Source organism: Fodinibius salsisoli, from assembly GCF_026229185.1.
GTDB classification, from domain to species: Bacteria; Bacteroidota; Rhodothermia; order Balneolales; family Balneolaceae; genus Fodinibius; species Fodinibius salsisoli.
Genome location: NZ_JAGGJA010000004.1, coordinates 60,306 through 79,971 on the forward strand (window position 1 = coordinate 60,306; position 19,666 = coordinate 79,971).

15 protein-coding genes are annotated in these 19,666 nt (G+C 47.4%); all 15 read left to right on the forward strand.

What is annotated here, in order from left to right; translation table 11 throughout:
* Nucleotides 1–6: 6 nt before the first annotated feature.
* The 15 genes from J6I44_RS06915 to J6I44_RS06985 all read left to right on the forward strand — a co-directional run bounded on the left by J6I44_RS06915 (nt 7) and on the right by J6I44_RS06985 (nt 19,563).
* The gene (locus J6I44_RS06915) at nt 7–1,647 is read left to right on the forward strand and encodes a RagB/SusD family nutrient uptake outer membrane protein (protein ID WP_265765304.1); all 1,641 of its coding nucleotides are present in this window, start codon (nt 7–9) and stop codon (nt 1,645–1,647) included.
* 154 nt (nt 1,648–1,801) lie between these two features.
* Nucleotides 1,802–3,256: a glycoside hydrolase family 28 protein gene (locus tag J6I44_RS06920; RefSeq protein WP_265765305.1), complete on the forward strand. Its 1,455-nt coding sequence runs from the start codon at nt 1,802–1,804 to the stop codon at nt 3,254–3,256.
* A gap of 19 nt (nt 3,257–3,275) precedes the next feature.
* A complete protein-coding gene (locus J6I44_RS06925; RefSeq protein ID WP_265765306.1) occupies nt 3,276–3,926 on the forward strand; it encodes an SGNH/GDSL hydrolase family protein in 651 nt (216 codons plus the stop codon).
* A 2-nt stretch (nt 3,927–3,928) separates the two neighbouring features.
* Entirely contained in the window at nt 3,929–5,923 is a 1,995-nt protein-coding gene (locus J6I44_RS06930; RefSeq protein ID WP_265765307.1) for an alpha/beta hydrolase family protein, read from the forward strand.
* Nucleotides 5,924–5,991: 68 nt separating this feature from the next.
* On the forward strand, nt 5,992–7,446 hold the full coding sequence (locus J6I44_RS06935; protein ID WP_265765308.1) for a nucleoside hydrolase-like domain-containing protein: 1,455 nt from the start codon (nt 5,992–5,994) through the stop codon (nt 7,444–7,446).
* Nucleotides 7,447–7,485: 39 nt separating this feature from the next.
* Nucleotides 7,486–8,892, forward strand: a complete 1,407-nt coding sequence (locus J6I44_RS06940) for a pectate lyase family protein (protein ID WP_265765309.1) — start codon at nt 7,486–7,488, stop codon at nt 8,890–8,892.
* 1 nt (nt 8,893) lies between these two features.
* Complete coding sequence (locus tag J6I44_RS06945; RefSeq protein WP_265765310.1) at nt 8,894–10,324, forward strand: pectate lyase family protein; 1,431 nt, start codon at nt 8,894–8,896, stop codon at nt 10,322–10,324.
* Nucleotides 10,325–10,381: 57 nt separating this feature from the next.
* Nucleotides 10,382–12,046 (forward strand): glycoside hydrolase family 43 protein, encoded by a 1,665-nt coding sequence (locus J6I44_RS06950; RefSeq protein WP_434084230.1) that lies wholly within the window; start codon nt 10,382–10,384, stop codon nt 12,044–12,046.
* Nucleotides 12,047–12,184: 138 nt separating this feature from the next.
* Nucleotides 12,185–12,994, forward strand: a complete 810-nt coding sequence (locus J6I44_RS06955; RefSeq protein WP_265765312.1) for an alpha/beta hydrolase — start codon at nt 12,185–12,187, stop codon at nt 12,992–12,994.
* 34 nt (nt 12,995–13,028) lie between these two features.
* Complete coding sequence (locus J6I44_RS06960; protein WP_265765313.1) at nt 13,029–14,759, forward strand: glycoside hydrolase family 28 protein; 1,731 nt, start codon at nt 13,029–13,031, stop codon at nt 14,757–14,759.
* 45 nt (nt 14,760–14,804) lie between these two features.
* A complete protein-coding gene (locus J6I44_RS06965) occupies nt 14,805–15,560 on the forward strand; it encodes a rhamnogalacturonan acetylesterase (RefSeq protein ID WP_265765314.1) in 756 nt (251 codons plus the stop codon).
* Nucleotides 15,561–15,609: 49 nt separating this feature from the next.
* Nucleotides 15,610–17,181, forward strand: coding sequence for a glycosyl hydrolase family 28 protein (locus J6I44_RS06970; protein ID WP_265765315.1), 1,572 nt, complete (start codon nt 15,610–15,612; stop codon nt 17,179–17,181).
* A 130-nt stretch (nt 17,182–17,311) separates the two neighbouring features.
* A complete protein-coding gene (locus J6I44_RS06975; protein ID WP_350356682.1) occupies nt 17,312–18,190 on the forward strand; it encodes a pectinesterase family protein in 879 nt (292 codons plus the stop codon).
* Nucleotides 18,191–18,259: 69 nt separating this feature from the next.
* Entirely contained in the window at nt 18,260–18,601 is a 342-nt protein-coding gene (locus J6I44_RS06980; protein ID WP_265765317.1) for a cupin domain-containing protein, read from the forward strand.
* Nucleotides 18,602–18,627: 26 nt separating this feature from the next.
* On the forward strand, nt 18,628–19,563 hold the full coding sequence (locus J6I44_RS06985; protein ID WP_265765318.1) for an alpha/beta hydrolase: 936 nt from the start codon (nt 18,628–18,630) through the stop codon (nt 19,561–19,563).
* The last annotated feature ends 103 nt before the right edge of the window (nt 19,564–19,666 follow it).

Sequence of the window (19,666 nt, forward strand, 5' to 3'; positions counted from 1 at the left end):
TAAATTATGAGACGTTTATTGACAGTTTTCGTATTCTGTATCAGCAGCTTTTTGTTCGTTTCTTCGTGCGACCTTACGGAGTATAATCCCGGTGGAATTACCTCTGAAACGGTGTATACCACACCTGAAGGGTTTGAAAGCTTGGTGAATGCCGCCTATTCCTATTCCCGATGGTGGTACGGTAAGGAGGAAGGATGGGCCGCCGGTGAGATGGGGACCGACCTTTGGACCAGTGGAGCCGGGGATGAAAATCCCAATTTTACCCGCTATGAGAGCCTCCAGCCTAACGCTAATGTGGTTGGTGTTTTCTGGGAACAGTTTTATTCCGCTATCAACCTCTGCAATGCGGGCATTAACCGAATTGGAGAGTCCGGCATGTCGGAAGAACTCCAGACCACCCGTTTAGCTGAACTCCGATTTTTACGAGCCTTTTATTACTGGCATATCGTAGAGATGTGGGGAGGTGTTCACTTTACGACCGACGAAACAGAAGGAATACAAGTGAATGCAAATAAATCATCGGTCGAGACTTTCTACAACCAGATTTTTGAAGATCTCGACTTCGCAGTGAACAACTTACCGGTTACCACGTCTGATATTGGCCGTGTAACCAAGCCGGCAGCCGAAGCATTTCTGGCGCGCATGTACTTAACACGAGGCATGGATCAGGAAGCCTTTAATATGGCTGACAAAGTTATTAATGATTATAGCTTTGGTCTGGTCGAAAATTACGATGACCTGTGGGAGATGGATAATCTGCGAAACGAAGAAGTTATTTGGGTTGTAAACTATTCTGAAGATCTGGCACTTAACGATCAGGAAGATGATATTCTCTTTCCGGAAGGTCATGGCCGCGGTGGACACAACGGTCACCTGCACTTTTTTATGACCTACGATCAGGTAAGCGGAATGGACCGTGATATCGAAAATGGTCGTCCCTTTAACCGCTATATGCCAACGCAGTTTTTACTGGATTTATACCAGGATGACATCGACTCTCGCTACGATGGTTCCTTCAAGTCCGTATGGTATTCCAACGCGCCCTCCGAAGTTGAGGGAATGGCCGAGGGTGATACCGCTATTTATGCAACCAAGTACGAGGTATCTGAAGAGTTCCGTGAGGATGCGGTGTACACCATCTATGACCGATCGGATATCTACGAATCGGATGGATCCATTGTACAGCGAACGAAATATCCAAGCCTTGATAAATTCGCTGATCCAACCAGGCCATCAATCTCCGAGATGAGAAGCTCGCGCGATGCCTTTGTAATCCGATTGGCCGAAATGTACCTCATTGCTGCCGAAGCTCAGTTCAACAGGGGGAATAACACCGAGGCTGCCAATTACATTAATGTGATCCGAGAGCGGGCTGCCAAGCCGGGTAATGAAGCTGCGATGAGAGTTACCGCAGCCGATATTGATCTCGATTTTATACTGGATGAGCGTGCTCGTGAGCTTGCCGGTGAGCAGCTCCGTTGGTTCGATCTGAAGAGAACAGGTACCCTTTTGGAAAGAACAAGAGAATATAATCCCGAAGCAGGTGCTAATATTCAGGATCATCATGTTCTCCGACCTATTCCACAATCTCAGATAGATGCGGTTCAGAACAAAGATGAATTTACTCAAAACGCAGGCTATCAATAGTTTGTAGCAGACACAGAGGATATCATTTTAGGGCCTCTGTATTAAAAAACTAAAACAATGTCGTATCCCTAGGAGAAGGATCAGTAGCGCGATGTAAATCGTGTTGCTGGTCCTCTCTCATTAAATAAGAATATGTAATTATGGTTAGATTGTAATGAAAAGGAAGTATCAGTTTTTAGCCCAGGTAATAACCATTTTTCTTGTTGGAGCTTTGTTGCAAAACTGTGTCAACAAGAAAGAAGAGGACGCCCATGATCCGTGGAATCAGCTCGAAGAAATTAAGGCTCAAATTCAGCCGCCCACCTTTCCGGATCGCTCATTTAATATCACTGATTTTGGTGCAGAAGCTGGTGGAGAAATAAAAAATACCGATGCTTTTGCCCGGGCTATCCAAGAAGCCCACGATAGCGGTGGAGGGAAAGTGGTTGTTCCCAAAGGAACTTTTTTAACGGGTGCTATCCACCTGAAGAGCAATGTAAACCTCCATCTTGAAGAAGGCGCCACGATTCTTTTTAGCCGTGATCCTCAAGACTATCTGCCGGTGGTTTTTAGTCGTTGGGAGGGGATGGAACTGATGAACTATTCGCCCTTTATTTACGCTTACGATCAGGAGAATATCGCTGTCACCGGTAAAGGAACGCTGGATGGCAATGCCACTACGGAGTACTGGTGGCCGTGGAAAGGGAATAAAGAAGACGGCTGGGAAGAAGGGATGACCAATCAGGATGCAGATCGTGATTCTTTGCACCACCTGAATGCAGAAAAGGTACCTCCCAGAGAACGGGTGTTTGGAGAAGGGCACTACCTGCGACCGAATTTTGTGCAGTTTTATAAAAGCAAAAATATCCTGGTCTCGGATGTCAAACTTGTACGTTCGCCGATGTGGAATATTCACCCGGTACTAAGCGAAAATGTGACCATCAGGAATGTGCATATTGAAACGCTGGGCCCTAACAATGACGGAGTAAATCCGGAATCGTCCAAGAATGTATTAATAACCGACAGTTACTTCGATACGGGGGATGATTGCATTGCCATCAAATCCGGAAGGAATCAGGATGGCCGACGCATTGGCGTACCTTCGGAAAATATTATTATCGAAAATTCGGTGATGAAAGACGGCCACGGAGGTATCGTGATGGGCAGCGAAATTTCGGGAGGTGTACGTAATGTGTTTGCCCGAAACTTGCAGATGGACAGCCCAAATCTGGACCGGGTGTTACGCATTAAAACCAGTTCGAAGCGGGGTGGAACAACTGAGAATATCTACCTGAAAGACATCAAGGTGGGACAATATAAAGAAGCAGCCATCCGGGCCAATATGTTTTATGAGCCTCCTGGCGAATTTATGCCTACCATCCGAAACATTGTTGTTGAAAACCTACAAGTGGAAAACGGTGGTGAATATGGAGTTCTTATCGAGGCTTATGAAGAGTCACCGGTTGAAAATTTAAAAGTCATCAACAGTACCATTAAGGGCGTTGAGAAAACGTTGGAAGTTAACAACGCAAAGGGACTGGAATTCCGAAATGTGACGATCAACGACCAAAAGTTTGATAAAATATTTGGCAGTGAATCTTTTACTGAAAAGACCAATCAGGAAGAATAGTATTTGAAAAGATTGCGTTATGGTTTTTTTTAAAAAGGCGGCCTTTATAATCTTGTTTATGAGCCTGGCTGGCATGCAGTCAGGCTCTCAGATCACAGGCAAAGTGGTTTGTTTTGGGGATTCTATCACTAACGGTGCGGAAGTTAACGGTCAAAGTTGGATACAATATCTGTCGCAGAAACATCCTGACATTGATTTTGTAGAAGCCGGACAAAACGGTCGAAAGACAGCTGATAAACAGGATATCATACCGGTACTGCAGGCGCATTCCAATGCGGATCATTTCCTCATTTTTCTGGGCGTCAATGACTTGAAAGATGGAACACCACAGATGGTTGAACAATGTGTCAAAAACATGCGCTGGATGATCAGGAAGGTGCAAGAAGCTAATCCAACAACAAAGATAACTATTCTGGCTCCTTCTGATATTAATCTGGAGACCATGGCACCTGTTAACGTAAAAAAGAAATACAACGAAAATACAAAGCGCTCACTGGTCCAGCTTCGAGATCAATACCGAAAACTGGCGGACGATGAGTCTGTGCAGTTTTGGTCATTGTTGGATGCCGTTTCTCCACAGAATTATGTCGACGGTCTGCATCCGGATACAACCGGACAAAAGCAAATTGCCGAAGCTGTCTGGAAAGGGTTAACTCAACTATATCGCTAGCTATGAGATATTCGTATCTTTTATTCGTTGGATTTGTTTTGATCCTTACCGGCCGGTCGGTAGCACAGGATTCTTATGAGGTGCTAAAGTGGGACTCCCATCTTACTTGGCATAAGCATCTGATCCAGCAGATGCATGAGCAGTATCGGCAGCGCGATATAGATATGCAGCAGGCATTCACTTCAAAGGCTGCTGCTGAGAATTATCGGAATAAAATTCGTAAGAATTATGATTCGATTAAGGGGAACTTTCCCCAAAAATCGCCACTCAATGCAAAAGTGACGGGAACCATAAAGCATGAGGACTATCAGATTAAGAAAGTGTTGTATGAAAGCTTCCCAAACCATCATGTGACGGCTAATTTATATGTGCCTGAGGGACAAGGTCCATTTCCTGCTGCCTTACTTTTTTGTGGACATGAAAGCCAGGCTAAAGCGACGGCTTCGTATCAAAGGACAGCAATATTGCTGGCAAAGCATGGCTTTGTGGTGTTGGTGATCGATCCTATTTCGCAGGGCGAACGCTTCCAGCTAACGGATGCAGATGGTGAACCGGCTACCCGCGGTGGTACGACTGAGCATACGCTGCTGAATGCCGGTTCCAATTTAGTTGGGACAAATGTCGTCAATTATGAATACTGGGATAACAAACAGGGATTGGAATATTTGATGTCTCGTCCGGAGGTAGATACCGGCCGCATTGGGGTGCTGGGCAACTCTGGTGGCGGGACTATGACGACTTATTTTATGGCACTTAATGACACTCCTGAAGCAGCAGTTGTCTGCAGTTATGTAACTAAGCGGGAGCGGGCTATTGAAGTGCTGGGCCCGCAGGATGGGTGCCAGTGGATACCTTACGAAGGGCGCGAACATCTGGAAATTGCTGACTTTTTGCTGATGAATGCCCCGGTTCCTACGCTTACGCTGGCAGGGAAATACGACTTTGTGGACTACGTAGGCGTAGAACGAACGATGCGGGAGATGCAGAACTATTATGCAGCCTTAGAACATCCAGAAGAAACTAAGTTGTTTAGCTGGTCCGACGGACACGGTATCTCCAAGCCCAAGCGCGAGGCCGCAGTGGAGTGGTTTAAACGCTGGTTTTATGAGGATAGCAGTGCTGTGGAAGAGGGCAACTTAGCGGTCCATACCGAAGAGCAGTTACAGGTCACCGAAACGGGACAGGTTAACAGCCAGTTTGAGGATGAATATACCATCCAGCAGCGAAACATTAATTTAGCGAATCAGCTTAAATCCGAACGGCAGGCATTCCAGCAGAACCACAGCCGCAAAGGATTTTTGGAGAAAGTGACTTCGCTGATTGGCTTTAAAGAAAATCCCCATAACGTTACGGCAGAGTATGTCGACACGAGTCGTTGGAAAGACTACCATATGACCAAGAAGATTCTGCGTCGAAAGGGGGAAGTACCGATTCCGGTGATTATAATACAGCCTTCTGAGAACCGGCAAGCAGATACTTTACAGCTTAGGATATCAGAAGGTGGAAAGGCAAAGATCATTGAACAAAATGAAACAAAGATCAATAGCGTCTTGGCATCAGGGCAGTCCGTTATTTTAGCAGATTTACGAGGAACCGGAGAACTCGAAGATCCGGAAGAATTTAATGCCTCCAAGTACCATGACTCTCAATATCGGAATGACCAGGTTTCGCTGCACATCGGCGAGCCGGTGGTCGGTCAGCGCGTACAGGATATCGTCACAATCCTGGACTTTATTGAGGCTGAGCCATCGCTTTCACCAAAGTCTATTACGCTGCAAGCTCATGGATTTACGGCCTCCCCGGCCTTACATGCGGCTGTTCTTACTTCGCAGGTTGACCAGCTCATGTTGTCAGATACCATTCAGTCGTATAGGGAGATTTTAGAGCAACCCATTCGGCAGAACGGCTATGCCTACGTGGTGCCCAACGCCCTTAAATTTTATGATCTTCCTGACCTGGTGGATCTCATTAATCCAAAGAAGGTGGTGTATGAATAACTGGCCTATTGTTTAAGGAAATTTAATAGCCGAATAACTATTTAACCATCACCAATAAAACAGTTGCCATGAAAGCCAAACATAACAATTTAGTTCTGATCCTGCTGGTGGCATTGGTGATCGCCAGCTGCTCCGATCAGCCGGATGATAATACCAATTCCAATAAGTCAGCGGCCACTGAAAAGCCACGAGTGATTGTCACCACGGATGGGGAGGTTGATGATGAGTGTTCCATGGTGCGCTTCCTGCTTTATGCCAATGAATGGGACATCGAGGGGATTGTCTCCTCGAGTTCGCAGTACCACGCACACGGCCATAACTGGGCAGGCGACGACTGGGTGCAGCCTTATCTGGAGGCCTATGAAAAAGTTTATCCTAACTTGGTTAAGCATGACAGCGGGTATCCTACCCCGGAATATTTACAATCGGTAACAAAACTAGGTAATGTAGAATCTGAAGGAGAAATGGATGAGAATACACCAGGCTCCCAACTTATTGTTGAAACTCTGCTGGATGAATCCGACGATCGTCCCGTATGGCTGCAAGCCTGGGGAGGGCCCAACACGATTGCCAGGGCTCTGAAGACCATCGAGGAGGAGCACCCGGAAAGAATGAAGCAGGTGGCCAGCAAGATACGATTCTACTTTATCTGGGAGCAGGATTCAACCTACCAGTCGTATATCAAGCCGCACTGGGGGAAATATAACATCCCCACGATTATTTCTGATCAGTTCCTCGCCATGGCATACGATAATCAGAGGAGAGTGATACCCGAAGAAATGAAATATTACTATTCTGCGGAATGGATGAACCAGAATCTCCTGCAGGAGCACGGCCCCCTGCTCGACTTGTACAAAGCACATGATGATGGCCGGTTTCGATCTGAGGGCGACACGCCTGCGTTTCTGCACGTCATACCGACCGGCTTGCGCAGCGGGGAGTCGCCCGGATACGGTGGGTGGGGTGGCCGATATAAAAAGGTACACAGCAATACCTGGCTCGACCCGGTTCCTGAGCCTGGATATAAATATCCGGAGGGTAGATGGTACACAGAAACGGCATATGGGCGTGTGCGCCTGAGGAAAGATATTCCGAATGACGAGAAACTCATCGAGTATTTCAAACCCCAGTGGCGCTGGATTGATGCGATTCAGAATGATTTTGCCGCCCGGGCTGACTGGTCTGTAAAGTCGTATGAGGAAGCTAATCACCCGCCGGTGGTTGAGCTGGCCCATGCCCGAAATCTGACCGCCCGGCCCGGAGACACCGTGCAATTGAGCGTAAAGGGTTCCCACGACCCGGATGGAGATGAGCTAAACTACCGGTGGTGGCAGTACCAGGAAGCGGATTCGTATTCCGGGAGCATCGATATCCAGAAGGGAAACCAGCAGGAGGCCACACTTACAATTCCCGATGATGCAGATGCAGGGAAGACTATACATCTGATATGTGAGGTGACTGATGATGGAGTTCCACAACTAACCCGCTATCAGCGCGTAATTGTGAAAGTGACGCCAGAGTAAACGTAGATACCACAATTTGGGAACAATAATCCAGATATCATGAATTTAACTAAGAAAGGTACATTACCGAAGATTGTAATACTGTCGGTTTTTCTGTTTTGCCTGGTTGGTAATCTTCCTGCACAACAGCTGGCCTTCCCGGGTGCCGAAGGTTACGGCAAATATACCAAAGGAGGCCGTGGTGGAGCCGTTTACGAAGTAACGAACCTGAATGATACTGGTAAAGGTAGTTTGCGGGCAGCGGTTGAAGCATCAGAACCGAGAACAGTCGTGTTCCGGGTCTCGGGAACCATTGAGCTGGAATCGGACCTGAGCATCGAACATCCGTTCATTACCATTGCGGGGCAAACAGCTCCCGGAGATGGAATCACTATTAAAGATTATCCGTTGAATATTCACGCGGATGAGGTAATTATCCGGTACCTGCGAATTAGGCTTGGCGACGAATCGGGCGAAGAAGCGGATGCTATATCGGGTCGGTATCACAAGAATATTATCATTGATCATGTGTCGGCAAGCTGGGGCCGGGATGAAGTGCTGTCTTTCTATCACAACAGTTATGTCACGGTTCAATATTCTATCATTTCAGAGGCTATCGGCGATGGTGAGGGCCACAAATTCGGTGCTATTTGGGGAGACAACTACAGTACCTATCACCACAATCTGATAGCACATAATGAGAGTCGTAATCCACGATTCGCTTCAGGTTCTGGATACACTGATGTTAGAAATAACGTGATCTACAATTGGGGGTATAACAGCGTATATGGTGGAGAACAACAACAGCAGGGTAATGATGAATTTGATTTCACCACCGTTAATCTGGTAGCCAATTATTATAAGCCGGGTCCTGCAACACTACGTGGTGTTAGAAACCGCATTTTGGAGCCTTCTTCCAGAGGTTTGGATGATAAGGGGAGTTGGTATGTGGCAGATAATGTTATGGTTGGCGATCCGGCGGTTACAGCTGATAACTGGTTGGGAGTGGACGGTGAGGACTTTGTGCAGCTTAAGGAGCCATGGCCAGCTATGGCTATTGATCAGCAAACAGCCGAAGAAGCTTATCAGGCTGTTCTTGAGCATGCAGGCGCGACGTTGCCCAAACGTGACGCTGTAGACATGCGAATTATTGACGAAGTACGCAACGGATACGCTACATATGAAGGTGATGTATATGAACAGGAGCATTCTGTGATCGACTCATCTCAGAAAAGTGGTATTATTGATTCTCAGGAAGACGTCGGTGGCTGGCCGGAGTTAAAGAGTGCGGCTCCTCCAGCTGATACCGATCAGGACGGCATGCCGGATGAGTGGGAAAAGGAAAATGATCTTGAGCCCGATGATGCAAGTGACCGGAATAAAGTCGCAGACGATGGCTACACTATGTTGGAGAAATATCTGAATAGTCTTGTTGATTCTACGGACGGGCTAAAAGGGAGGAATTGAGATGAAATTAAAGACAGCTCTATTCACAAAATTTATATTACTTGCGGTATTCGTAGTATTTAGTGCGGCTGATCTATACTCACAACAGTCCGCTTTATCTGTTGCCAAAAGAGATGATGGATATTCTAAAAAAGAGCATCGGATGGCTGATCAAAAGATTAAAGCCTTTCCCGGTGCTGAGGGTTTTGGAGCATATGCCAAAGGAGGGCGTGGAGGAAAGGTTATCTACGTCACAAATTTGAATGATAATGGTCCGGGCAGTCTGCGGGCAGCCATAGAGCAAGAAGGTCCCCGAACAGTAGTGTTTGAAGTATCGGGAACGATTGTCCTTGAAGAGGATCTCACTATAGACCATCCATACATCACCATTGCAGGACAAACTGCACCGGGCGATGGTATTGCCGTTCGGGACGGCTCGCTCGAGATTGGTACCCATGATGTGGTGGTTCGTTACCTTCGAGTGAGACTGGGCGACCAGGGCGAGGGGGGCGATGCAATTTCCATCCAGCATGGGCACGATATTATCGTGGATCACTGCTCGGCCAGTTGGAGCACCGACGAAGTGCTTTCCGCTTCTACTGCTGAGCCTGACCTAACCAATGTAACTGTTCAATGGAGCTTTATAACTGAAGCTCTGAATCCTGAAAATCATGGCTTTGGCTCGCTTATCCGGGGAACCGGCGGAGCGAGGTACAGTTTTCATCACAATCTCTATGCCCATAACCGTGGACGTAATCCACGGCCCGGCAATTACAATCGTAACTCTCATGACGTAGACCCAGAGGGCTTACTGCTCGATTTCCGCAATAACGTGATCTATAATTGGGGTGGAGGGCACGCGGGATACAACGCAGATTCCAAAAGTATTACGAAACTGAACTATGTGGGCAATTTTTTGATTCCGGGGACCAATTCCGAGAACACCGGAATAGCCTACGATACAGGATCGCCATTTAATAAGGGTTATTTCTATGACAACTATTACGGCTTTGAAAAACCGGAGAGCCCCTGGGCGTTGGTAGCCTTTGATGAAGACTGGAGCCAACAACAGGTTGAAGCGTATAAACAAAGTCAGCCGTTCGCTACAGATCCTATAGAAACTTATGCTCCCAGAGAGGCATTTGAAAAGGTTTTGGTCCATGGAGGAGCGAGCCTGCCGAATCGTGATGCGGTGGATAAGCGCATAGTCAATGATATCAAGAATCGTAGGGGAGCAATCATCAACAGCCAAGACGAAGTGGGCGGGTGGCCGGAGTTAAAAAGCACTACCGCACCAACCGACACGGACCGCGATGGCATGCCGGACCAGTGGGAGAAGAATCATGATTTAGATCCTGCTAAAGATACCGATGCTGCCGCATATACTCTCTCGGAGCATTACACGAATATAGAAGTCTATCTTAATCATTTAGTTAATCCAGCAAAAAAATAATATAAACCAATGAATAACAGGATCACCAAATTTCATTACAGCCCGTGGCTTTCTAAGATGTTACCTTTAAGGCTTGGGGCCACACTAGTATTGCTTACGCTACTGATTAATCCAGTGTTTGTTCAGGCACAGGAATCCTCCGAGGATCGTTATGTATCTGACGTCTGGGTGGCCGATAACAGAGACGGCACCTATACCAATCCCATTCTTCATGCCGACTACTCCGACCCGGACGTGGTGCGTGTAGGTGATGACTACTACATGACGGCTTCCAGTTTTAATGCCGTTCCGGGACTGCCTATACTGCATTCCAAGGATTTGGTCAACTGGGAACTCATTAACCATGCACTGCCGCGTCTGTATCCCAAAGAGCATTTTAAAACGCCACGCCATGAGGAAGGCGTCTGGGCGCCCAGTTTCCGATACCATGATGGCGAATTTTATATCTACTGGGGTGATCCTGATTTTGGCATCTATATGGTAAAGGCTGATGATCCGGCCGGGGAGTGGTCAAAGCCAACGTTGGTTAAAAAGGGAAAAGGACTTATTGATTCTTCGCCGCTGTGGGATGATGACGGCAAGGCGTACCTGGTGCATGCTTTTGCTCGTAGCCGGGCCGGCATCAACAGCCTGTTGGTTGTGCAGGAGATGAAGCCCGATGGAACGGAGCTGATAGGCGAGCCGGTACTGGCCTTTGACGGACATGACGAACATCCAACGGTGGAAGGGCCTAAGTTTTATAAACGAGGAGACTATTACTACATCCTGGCGCCGGCCGGTGGCGTAGAATTTGGCTGGCAGCTGGCCATGCGCTCGAAGAATCCGATGGGACCTTATAAGGAAAAGATCGTCATGCACCAGGGCAATACCGATATCAACGGACCACACCAGGGCGGGATGGTGGAGACGCAAACCGGAGAGTCATGGTTTGTGCACTTCAGTGATCAAGGGGCTTACGGGCGAATCGTGCACCTGAATCCGGTCCACTGGGAAGATGGCTGGCCGATGATGGGCGAAGATACAAATGATGACGGGATCGGCGAGCCGGTCACCAGGCATGAGAAACCGGATGTGGGACAAGACTACCCCATCCAGACGCCGCCGGATTCAGATGAGTTTGACTCCAACTCGCTGGGTTTGCAATGGCAATGGCATGCTAATCCGGAAGTCTACTGGGGATTTCCACACGGCAATGAAAGCAAGCTGAGACTTTATACTTCCAAGTTGCCCGAAGACTTTACCAACTATTGGGACGTGCCGCATCTGTTGCTGCAGAAGTTCCCGGCACAGGCTTTTACGGCTACGACCAAGCTGAATTTTCAGCCTTCTGATGAAGAAGTGGGTGGAAAAACCGGACTGACCATCATGGGACGCGATTACTCCTACTTATCGGTGACCGACAAGGAAGATGGATTATACCTTGCTCAAACGGTGGCCCATGAGGCCGATAACGGCGGGGAGGAGCAAGAAGTAGCCGGAGAATATGTGGATACCAATCAGCTCTGGTTTCGCGTGCAGGTGAGCGGCGAGAAAGGGGACGTGCAGAGCCGTTTTAGCTATAGCACGGATGGAGAAACCTTTCAACCGTTTGGCGAGGCTTTTAAAGCACGTCCCGGCGGCTGGATCGGGGCCAAAGTAGGACTGTTTGCCTCGCGTCCGTACGAAAATTATGACTCCGGCTTCGTGGATTTCGACTGGTTCCGCATAACAGAAAATGATTAATCCTCAGGCATGCTGATACCCCAGAATATAGCCAGGCTTTTTTGCACTTTTATACTGTGCATGGTTGGTGTTATACCAACATTGGCACAGGATATCATCCCGCTATGGCCAGAGAATGCATTGCCCAATTCAAAAAAAATGGCTTTGGAAGACAGCGTGTACAATGACCGCATTTACGCCATCAAATATCCGCGGATGCATACTTTTGTGCCTGCCAAGGAGGAAAATACCGGAGCCGCGGTGGTTATATTTCCCGGCGGAGGCTACCATCATTTAACCTACGATCTGGGTGGGTTTCAATTGGCTAAGTGGTTTAATACCATTGGGGTATCTGCTTTTGTAGTGAACTACAGGCTACCCAATTCACGGGATCTCAAAAAACCACAGATAACACCTTTACAGGATGCCCAGCGGGCCATGCGTATTGTGCGGGCCCGGGCTGAGGAGTGGCAAATAGATCCGGAGAGGGTAGGCGTGCTGGGGACCTCCTCGGGAGGACACGTAGCCTCCACTATAGGCACCCATAAACAAGATGTTTCCTCCGTTGGTGACTCCCTGGATCATTATTCCTATCAGCCAAATTTTATGATCTTGATTTCACCGGTCATTACCCTTGGAGAACATACCCATGAAGGGAGTCGAGAAAATCTTTTGGGACCGAATCCTTCGGAAGAATTGGTCCGAGAGTATTCGAATGAGTTTCAAGTGACTAATCAAACTCCACCCGCTTTTCTGGTACATGCAGCCAATGACCAGGCTGTTCCGCCACAGAATAGTCTGCAGTTTTACCAGGCATTATTAGACCACGGAGTGAGCCGTTCCAGCATCCATATCTTCCCTCGGGGTGGCCATGAAATTGGATTGGTCGGGAATCCCGGATCCACGAAGCAGTGGACGGACTTGTGTAGAGCATGGCTTAAAGAGCTGGGGTTTATTCAAGCCGATTAACACCGAAATACGAAATATCAAATTGACTAAAGCAGTGAAATCTCGTTTTTCAATATTATTTCTCTTTTTATTCTTTACCACTGTGTTGGTAGATACTTTAACGAGCCAGCAGTTGGAAGAACAGGATTATTTTAAATCGGTTCCGGCATCTTTTTATGAGGATATCTCTTTTGATATGCCCAAAATTCAGGTGCCGCAATTCCCAGACTACTCAGTCAGTATTGAAGAGTTCGGGGCGGTACCGGATGGCAATACACTCAATACCGATGCCATCCGAAAAGCCATTGATCATGTGGCTGAGCAGGGAGGCGGACGTGTGGTCATCCCACGAGGAATATGGAAAACGGGTCCCATTATTTTAGAAAGCAACATCAATCTGCACGTTGAGAAAGGGGCGCTGGTACGATTTAGCGAAGATTTCGATCTGTATCCGCTGGTAGAGACGGTCTTCGAAGGGCTTGATACCTGGCGAGCCATGTCGCCCATTTATGGCAAGGGGCTCGAGAATGTAGCCATCACCGGGGAAGGTATTTTTGATGGCTCTGGAGATGCATGGCGGCCCGTCAGTCGGGATGAACTCACCGAAAAACAGTGGCAGCGCTGGGTGGACTCCGGCGGCGTACTCACCGAGGATGGGCGGACCTGGTACCCCACCGAAGAGTCGCTGCGAGGAGATCCCGGAAATTTCAACGTGCCCCAAGACCGGAAGACCAAGGCAGATTTTGAAGAAGTAAAGGATTTCCTTCGTCCGGTAATGGTGAGTATCCGGGAGAGCAAAAATGTGCTGCTCGACGGGCCAACCTTTCAGAATTCGCCGGCATGGAACCTAAATCCGTTGATGAGTGAGAATGTTATTCTACGGAATCTTACGGTGAGAAATCCATCGTATGCGTTAAATGGAGATGGACTTGATCTGTCATCCGTTAAGAATGCAGTGATTTATAATAACAGCTTTGAGGTGGGGGATGACGCGATATGCATTAAATCGGGAAAAAATGGAGACGGTCGTCGGCGCGGAAGGCCCACCGAGAATGTGATTATTCGGGAAAATACGGTGTACAAAGCCCACGGCGGATTTGTAGTCGGAAGCGAGATGTCGGGTGGCGTACGCAATATTGCGGTGTCGGATATGAACTTTATCGGTACGGATGTGGGCATTCGTTTTAAGAGTACGCGAGGCCGTGGAGGTGTGGTGGATAATATTGATATCCATAATATTTACATGCAGGATATTGTGACCGAGCCGATCCGGTTTAATTTATATTACGATGGCGAGGCGCCATCACCCAATCAAAAAGTTGAAGTGGTTGACAAAAAGAAGGCCAGTGAGCAGATTCCGGAAGTCAATAAGGAAACCCCGAGGTTTAGGAATGTCCGGATCAAGAATATCTATTCGTACGACTCTCAAACCGCCTTCTGGATACAGGGGCTTCCTGAAATGAACGTTCAAAATATAAGCATCGAAAATGTAGAGCTGACGGCACAGCGGGGCGGCATGATCATGGACACCGATCAGATTAGCATGAAGAATGTGAATATTCGCGTAAACGAAGGACATATCCTGTATTTAAATAACGCCCATAATTTGAATATGGAACAGACGCGATTAGGATTTGTTGCGCAAGGAGATGAAAATATTGGAGTTCGGGTCGAAGGTCCCTTTATTGAGTCAATTGATATATCGGGAGGTACCTTTGTAAATACTACCGAAAATATTAGTGTCGGGCCCAATGTTGATACATCGGAAGTTATCAAAAAGAATTAATGATGCGAGGAACTAAAAGAAAAACGAAGAGCTACATTCAAAGTTATGAGAAATAAATACAGTTACCTTTTAACTTTTATATTGCTGATTGGATTAACCAGTATAGCTGCGGTGCCTCCATCGGATACAGTCACTGTCTATCTCATTGGCGACTCCACCATGTCCGATAAAGCGGTGGAAGCCTATCCAGAGACGGGTTGGGGCATGCCTTTTCAATACTATTTTGATGATGAAATAGTCGTAGAAAATCATGCTCGGAATGGCCGTAGCACTCGTACGTTTCTGGAGGAAGGCCGCTGGAAACCTATTGTCAACCAGTTATCCAAAGGTGATTATGTTTTTATACAATTTGGCCATAATGATGAAGTGCTGAGTAAGGAACAGTCCACTACGCCGCAGCAGTTTCAGGCCAATCTTGCTCAATATGTAACTGAAACCAGAGGACGGGGCGCCCAACCGGTACTTTTAAGTCCCACGGCCCGTCGTCATTTTGATGAAAATGGAAAGCTTTTGGATACCCACCAACAATATTCAGATTTAGCAGAAGATGTCGCTGTAAAACTGGAAGTGCCATTTCTTGATATTGATAGCCAGAGCCAACAGTTACTACGCGAGTTAGGTCCAGACGATTCCAGATTTCTTTACAACCATCTGGAGCCGGGCGAAAACCCCCATTATCCCGATGGACGTGAAGATAATACCCATTTTAATGAATACGGCGCAAGAAAGATGGCGCAGTTGGTTCTACATGGCATCGAAGAGCTCGGGCTGGATCTGGCGGCTCATATTGACAATCAGTAGCACAGAAATTCCACGAGAATAACAACATCCAACATTAACTGACAAGCATATGTTTTCTTCAATTATAAACATCAGAAAAAGATATACACTGCTCTTTGCATTAATACTGACAATTGGTTTTGCCACCACAGGGTGGACGCAGGGGCAGCAGGTTCCGCAAGAGATTGCCCCCATCGATGCTCCTTTCGAGGTAGCCGATCTGCAGCGTCCTTCTATTCCGGATCAGACCTTTGATATCAGGGATTATGGCGCCCAGCAGATGAAAGGGGATGATTCTTTCAAGAATACGGCGGCCATCCATCGGGCCATCGAAGCTGCTCACCAGGCTGGTGGTGGACGTGTGCTCATTCCGGAAGGCGACTGGTTATCTGGTCCCATCCACCTGATGAGCAATATCAATCTGCATGTTGCTGAGGGAGCCACGGTTTATTTCAGTGAAGACAAAGAAGACTATCTGCCCGTGGTTCGTCAACGGTATGAAGGGGTAGAAGCCTACAATTATTCGCCCATGATTTATGCCTACAAGCTGAATAATGTTGCTGTGACCGGCAAAGGTACTTTTGACGGACAAGGCGACCACTGGTGGGAGTGGGCCGAGGGAAAGGATTTCGGAGACCGCACGGAAGTTACGAAAGTGCCTTTATCGCGACGTAACTATGGAAAAGGAGCCGGACTCGAAGGCATGCGTCCCCATTTTATGATCTTCTGGAAATCGGAAAATATTCTCATGGAAGGAATTACGCTTAAAGATTCTCCGATGTGGAACGTACACCTGTTATACAGCAATAAAGCCATCGTTCGGGATGTGACGGTCAACAGTCTGCGGGCACCCAACGGAGACGGCGTGGTACTCGACTCCGCAAGCGATGTATTGGTAGAATATAATCATTTCCAGACCGGGGATGATGCCGTGGTGTTGAAATCCGGTGTTAATGAAGAAGCCCTGAAAATTGATATTCCCACCCAGAATATCGTTGTACGGAATTTTGAAGCACGCAATGTACGCACCGGTAGTGGTGGTATTGTTTTTGGAAGTGAAACCTCTGGTGGCATCAAGAATGTGTATGTGCATGATGCCCATTTTGAGGGTACTGATCGGGGCATCCGCTTTAAGACCGAGCGGGGCCGTGGCAATGTGATCGAAAATATTTATGTGCGCGATATCACAATGAAAGACGTTGAGAGCCAGGCCATCAACTTTAACTCTTATTATTCAGGTCCCGGCATTACTGGTCCGGCTCCCGCTATTAGAAATATCGATATCCGCAATATCCAGATTGACGGCGTACCGGAGCCTATCGAGCTGGTAGGGCTACCCGAAAAATGGCTGGAAAATATTACGCTGGAGAATGTAAGTGTTGTAAATGCCGAAAAGGGTGCCCGTATCACCCGTGTTAAAAATCTGAAGCTCCATAATGTGAGTATCAGTTCCGGAGAGCGCGCTCTGGTGGTCGATGATGTGTATGAATTGAACCTCCAAAATGTGACGCTTAACGACAAGGCGGAAGGAACGCCTGTATTTGTGGAAGGAGAATATTCCGGTGCTGTTTCGCTTGGCAATATATCGGAAGAGCAAGTTGAGCTTGCCGATGAAACATCCGACAATGTGATTGTTGAATAAAAGAAATCTACGTACCCAGTTTATGAGACAGATAGATAGCGTAAAGGTAGTATTTCGATGGATGACGATTGTGCTTGTAATCGGCCTGCTGTACGGCATCGCTGTGGATAAGGCAACGGCACAGTACAAGATGGAAATGACCGTAGCGAAGGATGGAAGCGGGGATTACCGCTCCATCCAGGCCGCAGTTGATGCCTCCAAGTCGTTTCCCTATGAGCGTATAACTATCCATATCAAAAATGGGGTCTATCGAGAAAAAGTGAAGGTGCACGCCTGGAACCCCAAGTTAACATTTGTCGGAGAAAGTAAAGATAAAACGATTATCACTTACGATGATTACTTTGATAAAATAGATCGCGGTCGCAACAGTACGTTCTTCACTTATACCTTGCTTGTTCAGGGAAATGGTTTCCAGGCCAAAAATTTAACGGTACAGAATACAGCCGGTCCGGTAGGACAGGCTGTGGCTCTTCATGTGGAGGCTGATCGTGCTGTGTTTGAAAACTGTCGATTCTTGGGTAACCAGGATACGATCTACCTGGCGGGCGAAGGGTTCCGGCAGTATTTCAAGAATTCATATATCGAGGGGACCACAGACTTCATTTTTGGTCAGGCCACCGTGGTGTTTGAAAACAGCACCATCCACAGTACATCTAATTCGTATATAACGGCGGCCTCTACGCCCAAAAACCAGCCATTTGGTTTTGTGTTTATGGATTGTAAGTTAACGGCAGATTCTGATGTTTCAGAAGTGTACCTGGGTCGACCGTGGCGTAAATATGCTCAAACGGTGTTTATAAACTCTTGGCTGGGAAATCATATCATTCCAGCAGGATGGGACAACTGGGGTGATCCCAAGAATGAGCAAACCGTTTTGTATGCTGAATACGAAAACCAAGGTCCCGGGTACAAACCGGATCAACGTGTGGAATGGGCACAGCAGTTATCCAAAGAAGAAGCCCAAATATATAGCCTCGAAAACATATTTAGAGGCTGGAATCCTTTGTAAAAAATAAAATTAGCAGAGAGCTTTGTAAGTCAAGGCTTGTAAAGCTATCTATAAATAAAAAAGAAGATAATGCCTGTTTTAAAATTTGATGAGACGCCTGCAGAGCAGTTAAAAGAAGGTGTGGAACGAAAAATAATTCATACTGATGAATTGATGACGGTCCTGATCGATTTCACCAACGGACCATGGTCAGAGCCTGAGCCCCCGCATTCGCATCCTCATGAGCAAACCTGTTATGTGGCGGAAGGAAAAATCATTCTGTTTTGCGAAGGGGAAGAAGACCAACATCTTAAAGCCGGGGATATGTTTTATATTCCTTCCGGCAAAGAGCATACCATTCAACTATTGACCGAGAAGGTTCGACTGATCGATAGTTTTACTCCGCTGCGGGAGGATTTCCTAAACAGCTAACCGATTCTAAACTCAAAGTATAAGCTATGTCTGATATTCAGCGAAAAGCGTTTCTCAAAAAACTGTCGCTTCTTTTTGGAGGAGCAGGAATAAGCAGCTGGGCAGGGTGGAAAGATCTGCAGGCAGAGCCTACAGAAAAAGAAAACAGAGTAGCTCCAGAGACAGAAGTGACCTACCTTTGGGAGGATGGATCGGAAAACAACGGCAGTAATCCGGATTATCGCCCTAAAATTGAGGTTTATCAACCCAATTTGCGCTCCGATGATAATGAGCGTTTGCCAGCTGTCCTTATCTGCCCGGGAGGGGGTTATCATGTTCAGGCCCTGCATGAGGGTCGACCGTTTGCCCGCCTCTTAGCTATGCATGGAATCGTCAGCGCAGTTTTGACCTACCGGGTGCATCCGGATGGGTATCCGGGGCCCTATGCCGATGCTTGTCGGGCCATGCGTATTCTGCGCCGGGATGCGGACCAGTATCAAATTGATCCCGAACGAATAGGCATTATGGGGTTCAGTGCCGGTGGACATCTGGCTTCGACTGTAGCTACACAGCCCGACCTGTATGAAGAGCCCGAAGATGATTTAGTGGGCACCTACAGCGCAGAGGCACAGCGCGTTATTTTGGGCTATCCCGTCATATCGATGGGGAAATATACGCACGAGGGATCGTTGCACGCACTGCTTGGAGAAAATCCGGATCCGGAGATGCAAGAACAGCTTTCGAATCATAAGCAGGTAACAGAAGAGTCTCCACCGGCTTTCCTTTTCCATACGGCGGATGATTCTGGCGTGCCTGTTCAAAACAGTATGCTATATGCTCAGGCTTGTGTCGATCACGATGTGCCGGTCGACCTGCACGTCTTTTCAAATGGCCCGCACGGGGTAGGAATGGGGCTGGGCGATCCAAAGCTGGAGATATGGACTGATAATCTCATGGCTTGGCTCTCTGACTGGACCGTGTAAGAAACAGCTTTTATTGAAGGTGCAATATCCGGCACTTGCCATTCACATGATCCTATGATATTATAATGCCCGTAAATTCTAATGTTGCTTAATTGGTCAAAAG